Below are 14,050 nucleotides of genomic sequence, written 5' to 3'. Positions count from 1 at the left end.
CTACAAACTGGTGGAGGCGACCGGTCCCCGTTACGGTTGCTTTTCGAGTTTCACGATGGTCAGCGTGCCATTGACGTTTTCGACTCGCACCCTGACCTTGTCGCCTTCGTGAACCTGTTTGACCATGCTCGCGTCCTTCGCCTCGAACGCCATGGTCATCGGGGGCATGCCGACGTTCTCGAGAGCCCCGTGCTTCAGGGTGACCATCCCCGTAGTGGCGTCGACTTTCTTGACCTCAGCGTCCGTCAGCGCGGAATTCGACGCGACCTTCATGACCGCCGGCTTCGCGGACATGTTCATGCCCGCCATATCGTCGCCAGCAAATACAGGGGCCGCGACAACACCAGCAAGAACAGCGGCAGCAAGAATCGTCTTTTTCATTGTGTTTCCTTGGTTTGAGTAGAAGGCACTTGCGTGCCAGAGGGTTCTGAGTGGGTAAAGCCAACCTCGCTGCGTTGCCTCACACGACGACGCTGCAGGAGGAACCACGCTGCGGGAATGACGAACATCGAGAGGATGGGCGCGGTGACCATCCCGCCGACCATCGGAGCTGCGATGCGCTGCATGACCTCCGAGCCAGCACCGTGTCCGACCATGATGGGAATCAGGCCGGCAAGGACCACCGCAACGGTCATGGCCTTCGGCCGCACGCGCAAGACCGCACCTTCGCGAATTGCGTCGATCAGCGTGGCCTCGGTCATTGGCTCCCCAAGCTCGAGTCGCCGATTGAGTGCGCCCTTCAGGTACAGCAGCATGACGACGCCGAACTCGGCGGCAACACCGGCAAGGGCGATGAAGCCCACCGACGTCGCGACGGATACCGCATGGCCCAGTATCCAGATGAGCCAGAAGCCGCCGACGAGCGCGAACGGCACGGTCGACATGAGCAGAAGCGCATCGGCTGCCGAGTTGAAAGTGAGGAACAGCAGCACGAAGATGACGACAAGCGTCACAGGAATGACGGTGCGCAATTTCGCGGCTGCACGTTCGAGGTACTCGAACTGCCCTGACCAGGCAATCGAATAGCCGGGCGGCAGCTGCACCTTCTCGGCGACGGCATGTTGCATCGCCTTGACTGCCGATTCCAGGTCCACATTGCGGATATCTACGTAGACGTAGCCGGAAAGCCGTGCGTTTTCACTGCGAATCATTGGCGGCCCGTCGGAAATACGAATATCGGCGACGTCGCCAAGCTCGATTTGCGCGCCCCGTTCGGTCAGGACTGGCAAATGCCGCAACTTCTCCAGAGAATCTCGGACCTCGCGCGGATAGCGGATGTTGATGGGGAAGCGCTCGCGCCCAGCGATGACTTCGCCAACGTTGTCGCCGCCCACGGCCGTGGAAACCACCGACTGGATATCTCCGACGGAAAGCCCATAACGCGCGGCCGCCAGCCGGTTGATGTCGACGTCGATGTATCGGCCTCCGTTCAGGCGCTCCGCGAGCGCCGAAGTTACTCCCGGAACGTCCTTCACAGCCGCCTCAACCTGCCCAGCCACCTTGTCGATCTCATTCAGGTCAGGCCCGGAAAGCTTCACGCCGACCGGCGTCTTGATGCCCGTGGACAGCATGTCGAGGCGGTTACGGATGGGCGGCACCCAGACGTTCGAGAGTCCCGGCACCTTCACGGTCTTGTCGAGTTCATCGACCAGCTTCTCCGGCGTCATGCCGGGCCGCCACTGGCTGCGCGGCTTGAACTGGATGGTGGTCTCGAACATCTCGAGCGGTGCTGGGTCAGTCGCCGTGTCGGCACGGCCCGACTTGCCGAACACAGTCGCAACTTCCGGCACTGTCTTGATGAGCCTGTCGGTCTGCTGCAAAAGCTCGGACGCCTTGTCTGCCGAAATGCCAGGAAGCGCCGTTGGCATGTACAACAGGTCTCCCTCGTCGAGCGGCGGCATGAATTCGCCACCGAGTCGTGACACGGGAATTGCGGTCAGCAGGAGCGCGACCACAGCAAGCCCGATCGCGACCCACGGGCGGCGCAGTGTGGCTTCGAGCATCGGCCGGTACAGGCGGATGAGCACGCGATTGATGGGGTTTGAACTCTCATGCGGGATGCGCCCGCGAATCAGATAGCCCATCAGGACGGGAACAAGCGTCACCGAGAGACCGGCAGCGGCAGCAATGGTGTAGGTCTTCGTAAAGGCGAGCGGAGAAAAGAGCTTGCCTTCCTGCCCCTCCAGCGAAAATACCGGAATGAACGACAGCGTGATGATGAGCAGCGAGAAGAACAGTGCCGGGCCAACTTCCGCCGCCGACGTCGCGATGAGTTCCCAACGCTGCGCCGTCGCTATGGGCCTGCCGGGATGCTCGTGCTCATACGCTTCGAGATGCTTGTGGGCGTTCTCTATCATCACGATGGCCGCATCAATCATCGCGCCGATGGCGATGGCGATGCCGCCCAGCGACATCAGATTCGCATTCACCCCTTGATAGCGCATGACGATGAAAGCGGCCAGCACGCCGAGCGGCAGCGACAGGATGGCCACGAACGCACTGCGCAGGTGAAAGAGGAACACCGCGCAGACGAGCCCGACGATGATGAACTCTTCGATGAGCTTGTCCTTCAGGTTGTCCACCGCGCGCTCGATGAGCTGGGAGCGGTCGTATGTCGTGACGACCTCCACACCGGGCGGCAGCGACCGCTTCAGGTCCGCGAGCTTCGCCTTTACCGCGTCGATGGTCGTCAGCGCGTTCTTGCCTGAACGCATGACGATGACACCGCCCGCGACTTCGCCTTCTCCATTCAGCTCGGCAATCCCCCGGCGCATCTCCGGCCCAATCTGAATGCGGGCGACGTTGCCCAGTAGAACCGGTGTACCGGCATCGTTCGTGCGAAGAACGACATTGCGAAAATCATCGAGCGAGCGCAGGTAGCCTGACGAGCGGACCATGTACTCCGATTCCGCCAGTTCAACCACCGAGCCGCCGGACTCCTGGTTCGCGCGGCCAAGGGCGTCCGCTACCACGGCCTGGGTGATGCCGTACGCACGCAGCTTGTCCGGGTCGAGCACGACCTGATACTGGCGCACCATCCCGCCGATGCTTGCCACTTCCGATACGTCCGGCACGGACTTCAGTTCGAATTTCAGGAACCAGTCGTTGAGTGCGCGCAGTTCTCCCAGGTCGTGCTGCCCCGTGCGGTCGACCAGCGCATATTCATAGACCCAGCCCACACCCGTCGCGTCGGGCCCGAGCGAAACCGTCGCGCCTTGTGGAAGGCGACTCTGAACCTGGTTCAGGTATTCGAGTACACGCGAGCGGGCCCAGTATTGGTCGGTCTTGTCATCGAACAGCACGTAGACAAACGCGTCGCCAAACGACGAGTACGCCCGGATGGTCTTCGCCCCTGGGACGCCCAGCAATGTCGTCGTGAGCGGATACGTCACCTGGTCCTCAACGACCTGGGGAGCCTTGCCCGGATACGACGCCTTGATGATGACCTGCGTGTCGGACAGGTCCGGCAACGCGTCGAGTGGCGTCTCCTTGAGCGAGTAGACGCCCCATGCCGTGACAAGCACTGTCGCCAGCAATACCAGGAACCGGTTATGAATGGCCCAGCGTATAAGACGCGCAATCATTTGGCATCTCCCGCTGGTTCGACCTTCGTCAGCTGGTATCCGTCGTCCGATTGTCTGAAGACGAAGTGGACGGTCTGGCCGGGTTTGACGTCGGGAAATGCGCCGGACGAAGGCTTGTTGAACGACATCGTCATCGCGCCCCAGCCGAGTGCTGGCACCGGCTGATGCGAGAAGGTGATGTCGGCAGCGGTCACCTTTTCTACCTTGCCGGTGGTCTCGTAAGTCTTTGGGGCAGCGCCCGGGGCGGACGCTGGCATGGCCGCGCTAGCGCCCGCAGCGCCCTCGATTCTCGGCAGGACCGATTTCAGACTGGCTTCCGAGTCAATCAGGAACTGGCCGGAAGCGACGACCGTCTCGCCATCGCTCAAGCCGCTGATGACTTCGGTCTCGCTACCGACGTCGTTGCCGACCGTGACGTCTGCCGGTTGCAGGCGGCCGTCGGGGTTCTTGACGATGACGACCGACCGCTTGCCGGTCGTGATGACAGCCTCGGACGGCACGAGAAGTCGGGAGACCGGTTTCTGCGCATCGACGCGCACGCGCATCAGCATGCCGGGCGTGAGTTTCAATGCGGAGTTATCGATTTCGAGTCGCGCCTGAAGTGTGCGGCTCGTGGTGCTGATGCCGGGCAGGATTTCTCGAATCTTTCCCTTGAAGTGCTGTGTCGGGTCGCCGCTGAACGTCGCGTCGACGCTCATGCCGGGTTGCACGCTCAACGCCAGGTTCTCGGGAATTTCGACGATAAGCCAAAGCTTCGATAGCCCAGCGACCTTCGCAAGCGTCTGGCCAGGCGCGACCTGCGCACCGTCGCGCACATTCAGTTCGCTCACGACACCTGTCTCCGGTGAGGCGAGGACGATGTGTGTCTGTGCGTTGCCAGTCCGGTCGAGCCTGGCAATGACGCCATCGGGAATCGACAGCGCGCGCATACGCGCACGTGACGCTTCCAGCAAACTGTTGTCCATCCCGCCGCGCTTGAGCGCGAGGTATTCCTCCTGCGGCGCGAGCCAGTCGGGAACGAAGAGCGAAGCAATCGGTGCGCCCTTCGCAATCCTTTGCATCGGCGCGCTGGCGTACAGGCGGTCGATGTAGCCCGTGACGCGCGTCTGCACGACATCGGCCTGCGATTCGTCGAATTGCGTGGTGCCGACGGCATCGAATCCTTCCGTCGTTTCCTCACGCCGCACGCTCGCGTAGCGAATACCCAGGTTCTGCTGAAGGCCCGGGTTGATTGCGATACCGGTCGAGCCACCGCCTTCGTCCGCATACACAGGCTCGAGTTGCATGTCCATGAAAGGCGACTTGCCAGGCTTGTCGAAGTGCTGGTTGGGCACCATCGGGTCGTGCCAGTAAAGCACTTTCCTGCCGGTTTTCGGGTCAGTCAGGTTGCCGGTATCCGACGTGGCGACCGTGCTTTCACCCGATGTCGACGCGTGTCGTGTGCCGACGAAATATCCGGTGCCGAGAAGCGCAGCGGCGGCGAACATCGCCAATATCGCCCGCACCAAAGGTTTTTGAGTCATTGTTTTCTCCTTCAATTAGCGGCGGACATCGTCGTTGGCACAACCTGGTATTCAAGTTGCGCCCAGGTCTGCGAAACCTCGCGTTTCAGGTCGAGCACCTGAATCTGGGCGTCCAGTTGTGCCCGGCGGGCCGAAAACGTATCGGCAAGCGAACCGGTACCCGCCTTGTAAGCGGCGACTGCGAGTTCGACGCGCTGGTCGGCAGCAGGCAACAGGGACTGGGTGAGATTCGCGATGCGTTCGCGGCCGCTGGCGAGCGTTGCCGACTCGGTGCGAATATCGGCCTGCACCTGTCGGAGCGCGTCTTCGTACATCAGATGTGCCCTGCTTGCGAGATCGGCCTTCTCCGATACATCGCGGTCTTCGCGATCCTTCCGATTGATGGGCAACGGGATACGCACGCCGACCGACACCATGTTCGAGTACGCTCCGCCGCGCTGCTGATACGCGACTTCCCACGTCCAGTTGGGGCTGCGCTCGCTGCTGGCGACAGCGGTGTTGGCGTCAGCGACGGCGATATCATCGGCCGCTGCGACGAGTGTCGGCTGCACCAGCCGGAGTTCATCAGGTGGCAAGGAAGAGACGTACGACTCGGGCGCGGGGGGCTCGCCGGTGACATCGGCCGCGGGTGTCGCCGTCCAGCGCGAGAGGCCAATCAGCGCGCTCTGGTAGGTCTGCTGAGCCTTGAGCATCTGGTCCTGCGTCTGTGCCAGCATTGCCTGGGCTTGTACGACATCGGCGGCCGTCGCCTTCGCTCCCCGGTAAGACGCCTTCGTCGCGGCGAGTTCGTGAGTCATATGGCCCAGCAACGCCTGCTGGAGCGTCAGGGCGCGCTTTGCATAGATGGCGTTCAGCCACGCGGTGGCCGTCTGCTGTCGCACGTTGGCGAGTTGCGCGAGATAGCCGGCCTGCTCGCGGTTCACAACCTCGCTGGCAAGGTCGGAACGCAGGCGGCGCTTTTCCCGCGAGACCCATTCCTGCTCGATGCCAATGCGCCGCATCGTCATGAAGTCCTGGCCGATGGTGAATCGCTGCGGGCCATTTATCGGGAGGTTGTCGACGCCGGCTGCGAGCACGGGGTTCGGCAATTGCCCTGCGCGGACAGCGGCTTCGGAACTCGCGTGGACCGACGCCTGCGCTGCCTGCATGGCCGCAGAGTGGTCAGTTGCAGCCCGCAGTGCAGCGTCAAGCGTGAGGGGCGCTTCCTGAGCGCGCGCGGCGAAACCAGGCAGTATCAGCGCGGCGCAAATCGAGAGCGCGCGCAGGGATGCACGCCGGCAGAGCGGCGTGCCAATAGTTAAAGGCATGTTCTAACCCCAACGGGGGAGTCCCAAGAGGACTCCACGTCCTGGACACAGGACGACCTCGCCGCAAACGCGGCGAACCAGTCAAACGAGGGTTAGATTGCTTGGGGAGGTCGCCAGAGACCGTCCGGTACGTGACCGGTGAACGATTCGGCGTAGTGGAAGACAACCTGACTGCTGACAGCCATGGGATGGCTGACGCTCGCCTGCGCGGGAGGGTAATAGATACTCGCGAACTGACACTGGGCCGTGGCCTTGCAGAAGCCACCCTTGGCCTTACTCGCCTGCGACGACTTCATCATGTCACATCCGGACATTTCGACGGACACGGAGCCGTCGTCGTGCATCGGCATCGACTGCTGCATCGGACATTCGCCCGCCATGCCAGTGGCCGCCAGCCCGCTCAGGGGCAGCATCGCGCACAGCATCAAGACGAGAATGGTCCGGAGAATTTTCATGGCAATGATCGTAGCCAGGCGATTCTATCGTGTTCGCGTTCATTTTTGTCCGATGCCGTCCCCCGCCTCCGGCAACCGAAAGCACGCTTCACATTGTGGAATGCATGCCAATTTTCCGGAGCTGCGCTTTTCCGCTTTATGAAAACATGTTCTACAGCGCAAAAACTGAAACCTATCTCATTGATAAATAACGCATAAATAAGTCATATGTCTTATATAAGACATTGCTGCGACGCATCAAGAAGACCCTACAATTGAGTCATCCAGTTCGCTTCGACAAACGTAGCGGCACGCTGAACTTATCTAGTCAAACGCGCTTTCCTCTCAGGAGATACTCATGGCCCAATATCAAGACGACATCAAGGCAGTGGCTGGTTTGAAGGAAAAACAAGGCAGCGCCTGGAATGCCATCAACCCCGAATCTGCCGCACGCATGCGTGCCCAGAACAAGTTCAAAACGGGCCTGGACATCGCGAAGTACACCGCGAAGATCATGCGCGCCGACATGGCCGCCTACGATGCCGACCCGGCTAAGTACACCCAGTCGCTGGGCTGCTGGCACGGCTTCATCGGCCAGCAGAAGATGATCTCCATCAAGAAGCACTTCAACAGCACCGAGCGCCGCTACCTTTACCTGTCCGGCTGGATGGTGGCCGCGCTGCGCTCCGAGTTCGGCCCACTGCCGGACCAGTCGATGCACGAAAAAACCTCGGTCAGCGCGTTGATCCGCGAGCTGTACACCTTCCTGCGTCAGGCCGACGCCCGTGAACTGGGCGGCCTGTTCCGCCAGCTGGATGCCGCACAAGGCCCGGCCAAGGCCGCCATCCAGGAAAAGATCGACAACCACGTCACCCACGTCGTGCCGATCATCGCCGACATCGACGCGGGCTTCGGCAACGCGGAAGCCACCTACCTGCTGGCCAAGCAGTTCATCGAAGCAGGCGCATGCTGCATCCAGATCGAAAACCAGGTGTCCGACGAGAAGCAGTGCGGCCACCAGGATGGCAAGGTCACCGTGCCGCACGAGGACTTCCTCGCCAAGATCCGCGCGATCCGCTACGCCTTCCTGGAACTGGGCGTGGACGAAGGCATCATCGTGGCCCGCACCGACTCGCTGGGCGCCGGCCTGACCAAGCAGATTGCCGTGACCAGCAAGCCGGGCGACCTGGGCGACCAATACAACGCCTTCCTCGATTGCGAGGAACTGTCGGCCGATGCACTGGGCAATGGTGACGTCGTCATCAAGCGCGACGGCAAGCTGCTGCGTCCCAAGCGCCTGCCGAGCAATCTGTTCCAGTTCCGCGCCGGCACGGGCGAAGCGCGCTGCGTGCTGGATTGCGTCACCGCCCTGCAATACGGCGCTGACCTGCTGTGGATCGAAACCGAAAAGCCGCATATCGCCCAGATCGCGGGCATGGTCGGCGAGATTCGCAAGGTCATCCCGAACGCGAAGCTGGTGTACAACAACAGCCCGTCGTTCAACTGGACCCTGAATTTCCGTCAGCAGGCGTATGACGCGATGAAGGCCGCAGGCAAGGACGTGTCGGCCTACGACCGCGCCCAACTGATGAGCGTGGAATACGATCAGACCGAACTGGCCGCCGCCGCTGACGAGAAGATCCGCACGTTCCAGGCTGATGCGTCGCGCGAAGCCGGTATCTTCCACCACCTGATCACGCTGCCGACGTACCACACCGCCGCACTGTCGACGGATAACCTGGCCAAGGAATACTTCGGCGACCAGGGCATGCTCGGTTATGTGGCTGGCGTGCAGCGTAAGGAAATCCGTCAGGGCATCGCGTGCGTCAAACACCAGAACATGTCCGGCTCGGACATCGGCGACGACCACAAGGAGTATTTCAGCGGCGAAGCGGCGCTGAAAGCGGCCGGCAAAGACAACACGATGAACCAGTTCTGATAGCAGTAGTACCTCATGCAAAACGCCAGCCCCTACAGGCTGGCGTTTTTTTATGCGGCGAGATCACACGAGGGGGTATGAGTTCGGGCACCGGAATCAAGGTCTCCCGTTCAGGGATCAAGACCCAAGTGCCTGGCGCGGTGATGCTAGGATTCTCGATTCCACATCGACTCATGTCCTGGAGCGAGCCCGTGCACGCAGACTTCCCGCGCATCAACCCCGTTCGCCTGCTCGACGATCTCAAGACGTTGCGCAGCTTCGGCGCCACTGGCCCCGGCGTGGTACGTCTGGCGCTTTCGTCGATTGATATCGAGGCGCGCCGCTGGCTCGCCGCGCGCATGACCGACGCAGGGCTGGACGCGACCATCGACGGCGTCGGTACCGTGTTCGGACGCTCGCGCAAGCCCGGCCCCGCACTCGTGATCGGCTCGCACACCGACACCCAGCCGACTGGCGGCTGGCTCGACGGCGCGCTCGGCGTGATCTATGGCCTCGAAATCGCTCGCGCGCTCGACGAATGCGACGCAACGCGCGACTTCGCGGTGGACGTTGCGTCGTGGATCGACGAAGAAGGGACGTTTTCGGGTTTCCTTGGCAGTCGCAGCTTCGTGGGCGTTGCGATCGATGCCTCGTTGCGAAGCGCGCGCAATCAGGAAGGTCTGTTGCTCGGCGACGCACTCGCTCAGGCAGGACTCGCGCATCTGCCGCGCGTCACGCTCGATCGCACGCGGCAACGCGCGTATCTCGAACCGCATATCGAACAAGGTGGTCGGCTCGAAGCATCGGCGAAATCCATTGGCATCGTGACGACGATCGTCGGCATACGCGAGTTTCAGCTGCGCTTCACCGGGCAGCGCAATCACGCCGGCACCACGCCGATGTCCATCCGGCGCGACGCGGGTGCGGCGCTGGTCGCGTTCATCGCGCGTATCGACGATGCGTTTGGCCGGCTGGCCGACGCGGATACGGTGTGGACCGTCGGACGCATCGATCTGGATCCGGGTTCGTTCAGCGTCGTGCCTGGCAAGGCGCTGATGAACCTGCAGTTCCGCGATGCGAACCCCGAGCGGCTACACGCAATGGAACGCGCGCTTGTCGAGTTAGTCGATGTCTGGAACACGCAACACGCCGTGCACGCGGAGCTGATCGCGTGCGAAGGCGCCGAGGAACCGGTCGCGATGGATCCGCAATTGCAGGAGCAACTCGCGCAAGCGGCTGAAGCACTCGCGCCCGGACAGTGGACCCACATGCCGAGCGGCGCGTCGCACGATGCACAGGTCATCGCGAATCACATTCCTGCCTGCATGCTATTCGTGCCCAGCATCGGCGGCGTCAGCCACGATTTCATCGAGGACACCGAGGAAGCGCATATCGTGCTCGGTTGCGAGGTGGCGGCGCGGGCGGCAGCGGCAATCGTTCAGGCTCTCCGGCGTTGATTCAGGCGTTTTGTACGCGCGCTTTGTTGGCAACCCCGCCCTCCACTCGCGCAATGACGCGCAGGTAATCGGCGGGTGTATCCATGTCGACGCAAAAGCGATCGTGCGACGCCTCGTGGAGAAACACCTCGTCGCCGTGCTCGGCGATCAACTTGCGGCAGCCCGGATTCACGCGGCCGCCCACGACCTCGGGACAATAACTCGACGCAAACACTACAGGATTGCCTCGTGCACCTTCGAACATCGGCACCAGGATCGATCCGTACGGCATCGACGCGTAGGCCTCGATCAGTTCACGATAGTCGGCCGTTTCAAGGAGCACCTGGTCGGCGAGGCAAATCATCACGGCGTCGCACGGCGCCTGCAGCGCGCAAACGCCGCTCGCGACCGAAGTCATCTGTCCTTCCCGGTAGCGTGGGTTGCTCTGGAAGCGCACGTCGAGGCCATCGAGCGCTTCGAATACGGCTCGCCCGTTGAATCCGGTCACGACGACAACCTCCTGGGGCTGTGCCGCAACGATCGCGCGCACGACGCGCCGCACGGCAGGCTCGCCGCCCACCGGCAACAACAGCTTGTGGCGCCCCTCCATGCGCGCGGACAGGCCCGCCGCCAGCACGACAGCCGAAAACGTCACGCCGCTCATCGCTTCTCCGCGGGTGAGTCGCCGGGGCGCACGGCGGCATCCTGCGCGGCGGCCAGATAGCGCTCGGGAGCGCGCTCGAATTCGGTCTTGCAGCAGTCGCAGCAGAAGTACACCTTCTGGCCGCCGTAATCGACAATATGTTTCGCCTTCGCAATCTCGACGCTCATGCCGCACACAGGGTTCACGTAGCACCCCGCCTCTGGTGCCGGAGCGCCGAGCGCCTCGCACGGCGGCAACGGCGGCACGGCTTCCGTGGTGATGGTCGCCTGCGGCGTAGCGGCCTGTGCGCGTGCCACCGCCTCTTCCATTTCGTGCCGCAGCGCGACGAGTCCCGCCACGGCGCCGAGCGCAATCTCCTGCGGCGTGTGCGCATGGATCGCTGGCCCCGCAGGCGCGTGCAACGCCGCGAACCGCGCCTCGTCGATGCCGCGCAGACGCATTGCCGCGCGCAACTGCTCGGCCTTCCTGTGACTCGCGATCAGTAGCACCGCCACGGCGGCACTGCGCAACGCGGCTTCGAGTGCATCCTCGTCGCGCTCGCCTTGCGTTGCGACCAGCACGAACGACGTACCGGCGCGATCCAGCGCAGCGGCGTCGAAGCCCGGCTGCCCTGCTCGCGCGGCGTCGGCCGCCAGGCTCGCGCGAAAGCCGACGCGCCGTGCCAGCACACAGGCTTCGCGTGCCGCGGGCGTCGCGCCGAGCACGGCCACGAGCGGCGCGGGCACGGTGGGCTGGATGAAGAGTTCCAGCGCGCCGTTGCTCGCGCACGGCATGGCGTGCGCCTCGACTTCGGCCTCGGCTGCAAGAGGCTCATTGCTGATCCTCACGCGCCGCGGCTGCCCCGTGCGGATCGACTGGCGCGCGGCCTCGATGACGATCGTCTGCGAGCAGCCCCCGCCTACCCAGCCATGCAGCGCGCCGCTGGCCTCCACCAGCGCCTGGGCGCCAACGTGCGTCGAGGTTGGCGGCGCCGCGCGGATCACGGTGACGACCGCGAACGGCGCGCCTGCATCGATTAGCCGCTGCTCGAGTTGCAGCAGATCCGCGGCTTCCGTGAGGGTCTCGCCGGATTCGGCATGGACGTTCATTGCAGCGCCTCGAGAATTTGAGGAAAGATCCGTTCGAGTCCCGCGAGGTCGCGGGCGCCCGCAAACAGGTCGAGATGCGGCAGCGCGGCCTGCATGCCCGCGCTGACTGGCTCGAATCCGGGACGATCGGCGAGCGGGTTGAGCCAGACGAGCGAGTGGCAGCGCCGCCGGATCGCGGCAAGCGACTCGCCGAGCTGTGTCACGTCGCCGGCGTCGTAGCCGTCGCTGACGATCACGACCGCGGTGCGCGCGTGCAGCAAGCGCGGCGCGTAGTGCTCATTGAAGCCGGCGAGGCTCTCGCCGATGCGTGTCCCCCCGGCCCAGCCCTCCGAGATGAGGTGCAGGCGCTCCTGGGCGCGGCGCGGATCGGGGTCGCGCAGCGCTTCATCGACGCAGACGAGCCGTGTGTGGAAAACGAAGCTGTGGACGTCGGGCAAACGCCCGCTCAGCACGCGCGCGAGCCGCAGGAAAAAGAAGCTGTAGAGGCTCATCGAGCGGCTCACGTCGAGCAGCATGACGATGCGCGGGCGCTGCCTGCGCTTGCGCCGCCACCCTAGCTCCACCGGCAGCCCGCCACGCGAGACGCTGCGGCGCAGGGTCCAGCGCAGATCGATCGTGCGCCCGAGACTCGCGCGTTGCTCGCGGCGCGTCTGGATGCCGCGCAGGCGCAGCGCGAAGCGGCGGATCGCGGCGTCGATGGCGAAGAGTTCGCTGCGATCGTTCAGATGACGCAAATCCGCGTGGGCAAGCGACTCGGTGCGCGTGGCGCCTTCGTTCGCGGCGGCACCCTCTTGCGCCGCGCCGTCGCCGCGCCCCGCGAGCGAAATCGGCGTGCCCTCGCTCGCATCGGGCGGCCCGCTGGCCGGGTCGTCGCACGCAAGCGGCCCAGCGCCGCCAGCACGGGTTTCGACGAGCTTGCGCCGGTTCGGCGCGAGGAAATACGCGTCGAACAGTTCGTCGAAGCGGCGCCACTCCTGCGCGCGCGAGCACAGCAGCGCACGCAGGCTCCAGCGCAGCACGTCGCGATCTGTCTGGCCCATGCGTTGCACCACTTCGAGCGTGGCGGCAACGTCCGCGTTCGTCACGCAAAATGCGTTCGCACGCAGCCAGCCCGCAAAGCCCGCATAGCGCGCGACGAGGCGATCGGCGAGATCGCGCGGCGCGGCGCCTGGCGACAGGCTGTCGATGCCGGTCAGCATGACGCCACCAGTTTTTCGACCACCGGCCGCGTGAGACTGGCCTGATCCTCGCGCGTTTTCACGAGCGCGGCGAGCGAATCCATCACGCGGTCTACACCGTTTTCGTCGAGCGCGCTCACGTTGAGGCGCAGCAGCGCGGCCACCCAATCGAGCGTTTCCGCGAGGCCGGGCTTGCGGCGCAGCGCCATTTCGCGCACCGCATGCACGAATTCGACGATCTGCCCCGCCAGCGCCTCCGGCACCTCGGGAACCTGGGTCCGCACGATCATGAGTTCGCGCTGGAACGACGGATAGTCGACGTACTGGTAGAGGCAGCGGCGACGCAGTGCGTCGGAGATCTCACGCGTGCCGTTCGAAGTCAGGATGACGTAGGGCCGTTCGGTCGCGCGAATCACGCCAAGCTCGGGAATCGACAGCTGGAAATCCGAAAGCAGTTCGAGCAAGTAGGCCTCGAACGCCTCGTCGGTGCGGTCGATTTCGTCGATCAGCAGCACGGGCGCGGGCGTGGTCGTAATGGCTTCGAGCAGTGGGCGCTTGAGCAGATAGCGCTCGGAGAAAATGTCCTGCTCCTTGTCGCGCAGTGGCCGCGCGTCCTGCTCGAAGAGCTTGATCGCCAGCAACTGGTGGACGTAGTTCCACTCGTAAAGCGCTGCGTGCGCGTCGAGCCCCTCGTAGCATTGCAGGCGGATCAGCGGCGCGTCGAGCAGGCGCGCCAGCGCCTTCGCGACCTCGGTCTTGCCCACGCCCGCCTCGCCTTCCAGCAGCAACGGGCGGCGCATTTCCATCGTGAGCAGCAGCGCCGCCGCGAAGCTGCGCTCCACGATGAACCGATGGCCCGCGAGCTTCGCCTGCAACGCGAGGACGTCCGGCATGCGGTCGGTCGACGTCATGGCGGCC

The 14,050-nt window shown here is 63.8% G+C and carries 11 protein-coding genes; 2 read left to right on the top strand and 9 right to left on the bottom strand.

Annotated features, from left to right (window positions below; genetic code table 11):
• Positions 1-30: 30 nt before the first annotated feature.
• The 5 genes from L0U83_RS24570 to L0U83_RS24550 all read right to left on the bottom strand — a co-directional run bounded on the left by L0U83_RS24570 (position 31) and on the right by L0U83_RS24550 (position 6,869).
• Positions 31-381: a copper-binding protein gene (locus tag L0U83_RS24570; RefSeq protein ID WP_233886789.1), complete on the bottom strand. Its 351-nt coding sequence runs from the start codon at positions 379-381 to the stop codon at positions 31-33.
• The gene (locus L0U83_RS24565) at positions 378-3,584 is read right to left on the bottom strand and encodes an efflux RND transporter permease subunit (RefSeq protein ID WP_233886788.1); all 3,207 of its coding nucleotides are present in this window, start codon (positions 3,582-3,584) and stop codon (positions 378-380) included. Before L0U83_RS24565 ends, L0U83_RS24570 begins: the two co-directional genes overlap by 4 nt.
• Complete coding sequence (locus tag L0U83_RS24560; RefSeq protein ID WP_233886787.1) at positions 3,581-5,107, bottom strand: efflux RND transporter periplasmic adaptor subunit; 1,527 nt, start codon at positions 5,105-5,107, stop codon at positions 3,581-3,583. Before L0U83_RS24560 ends, L0U83_RS24565 begins: the two co-directional genes overlap by 4 nt.
• Before the next feature lie 11 nt (positions 5,108-5,118).
• Positions 5,119-6,414 (bottom strand): TolC family protein, encoded by a 1,296-nt coding sequence (locus L0U83_RS24555; protein ID WP_233886786.1) that lies wholly within the window; start codon positions 6,412-6,414, stop codon positions 5,119-5,121.
• 92 nt (positions 6,415-6,506) lie between these two features.
• A complete protein-coding gene (locus tag L0U83_RS24550; protein WP_233886785.1) occupies positions 6,507-6,869 on the bottom strand; it encodes a hypothetical protein in 363 nt (120 codons plus the stop codon).
• A gap of 337 nt (positions 6,870-7,206) precedes the next feature.
• Between L0U83_RS24550 and L0U83_RS24545 the strand changes: the two genes are divergently transcribed.
• Both L0U83_RS24545 and L0U83_RS24540 read left to right on the top strand, forming a co-directional pair.
• Positions 7,207-8,787: an isocitrate lyase gene (locus tag L0U83_RS24545; RefSeq protein ID WP_233886784.1), complete on the top strand. Its 1,581-nt coding sequence runs from the start codon at positions 7,207-7,209 to the stop codon at positions 8,785-8,787.
• A 173-nt stretch (positions 8,788-8,960) separates the two neighbouring features.
• A complete protein-coding gene (locus L0U83_RS24540) occupies positions 8,961-10,223 on the top strand; it encodes a Zn-dependent hydrolase (protein WP_267939552.1) in 1,263 nt (420 codons plus the stop codon).
• Position 10,224: 1 nt separating this feature from the next.
• Here the strand turns inward: L0U83_RS24540 and L0U83_RS24535 are convergent, their stop codons facing one another.
• The 4 genes from L0U83_RS24535 to L0U83_RS24520 are packed head-to-tail and all read right to left on the bottom strand — an operon-like array spanning position 10,225 to position 14,043.
• Entirely contained in the window at positions 10,225-10,866 is a 642-nt protein-coding gene (locus tag L0U83_RS24535; RefSeq protein WP_233886783.1) for a nucleotidyltransferase family protein, read from the bottom strand.
• The gene (locus tag L0U83_RS24530; RefSeq protein WP_233886782.1) at positions 10,863-11,954 is read right to left on the bottom strand and encodes an XdhC family protein; all 1,092 of its coding nucleotides are present in this window, start codon (positions 11,952-11,954) and stop codon (positions 10,863-10,865) included. The genes L0U83_RS24535 and L0U83_RS24530 overlap by 4 nt, the downstream gene beginning before the upstream one ends.
• Complete coding sequence (locus L0U83_RS24525) at positions 11,951-13,153, bottom strand: vWA domain-containing protein (protein WP_233886781.1); 1,203 nt, start codon at positions 13,151-13,153, stop codon at positions 11,951-11,953. The genes L0U83_RS24530 and L0U83_RS24525 overlap by 4 nt, the downstream gene beginning before the upstream one ends.
• Positions 13,147-14,043, bottom strand: a complete 897-nt coding sequence (locus tag L0U83_RS24520; protein WP_233886780.1) for an AAA family ATPase — start codon at positions 14,041-14,043, stop codon at positions 13,147-13,149. The genes L0U83_RS24525 and L0U83_RS24520 overlap by 7 nt, the downstream gene beginning before the upstream one ends.
• Positions 14,044-14,050 lie beyond the last annotated feature (7 nt).

The sequence above is a fragment of the Paraburkholderia flagellata genome (genome assembly GCF_021390645.1).
Taxonomy (GTDB): domain Bacteria; phylum Pseudomonadota; class Gammaproteobacteria; order Burkholderiales; family Burkholderiaceae; genus Paraburkholderia; species Paraburkholderia flagellata.
This window is presented reverse-complemented; position numbering and strand designations above follow the sequence as displayed.

Coding starts and splice junctions, on each gene's coding strand:
- L0U83_RS24570 (WP_233886789.1), bottom strand. CDS start 381: ATGAAAAAGACGATTCTTGCTGCCGCTGTTCTTGCTGGTGTTGTCGCG.
- L0U83_RS24565 (WP_233886788.1), bottom strand. CDS start 3,584: ATGATTGCGCGTCTTATACGCTGGGCCATTCATAACCGGTTCCTGGTA.
- L0U83_RS24560 (WP_233886787.1), bottom strand. CDS start 5,107: ATGACTCAAAAACCTTTGGTGCGGGCGATATTGGCGATGTTCGCCGCC.
- L0U83_RS24555 (WP_233886786.1), bottom strand. CDS start 6,414: ATGCCTTTAACTATTGGCACGCCGCTCTGCCGGCGTGCATCCCTGCGC.
- L0U83_RS24550 (WP_233886785.1), bottom strand. CDS start 6,869: ATGAAAATTCTCCGGACCATTCTCGTCTTGATGCTGTGCGCGATGCTG.
- L0U83_RS24545 (WP_233886784.1), top strand. CDS start 7,207: ATGGCCCAATATCAAGACGACATCAAGGCAGTGGCTGGTTTGAAGGAA.
- L0U83_RS24540 (WP_267939552.1), top strand. CDS start 8,961: ATGTCCTGGAGCGAGCCCGTGCACGCAGACTTCCCGCGCATCAACCCC.
- L0U83_RS24535 (WP_233886783.1), bottom strand. CDS start 10,866: ATGAGCGGCGTGACGTTTTCGGCTGTCGTGCTGGCGGCGGGCCTGTCC.
- L0U83_RS24530 (WP_233886782.1), bottom strand. CDS start 11,954: ATGAACGTCCATGCCGAATCCGGCGAGACCCTCACGGAAGCCGCGGAT.
- L0U83_RS24525 (WP_233886781.1), bottom strand. CDS start 13,153: ATGCTGACCGGCATCGACAGCCTGTCGCCAGGCGCCGCGCCGCGCGAT.
- L0U83_RS24520 (WP_233886780.1), bottom strand. CDS start 14,043: ATGACGTCGACCGACCGCATGCCGGACGTCCTCGCGTTGCAGGCGAAG.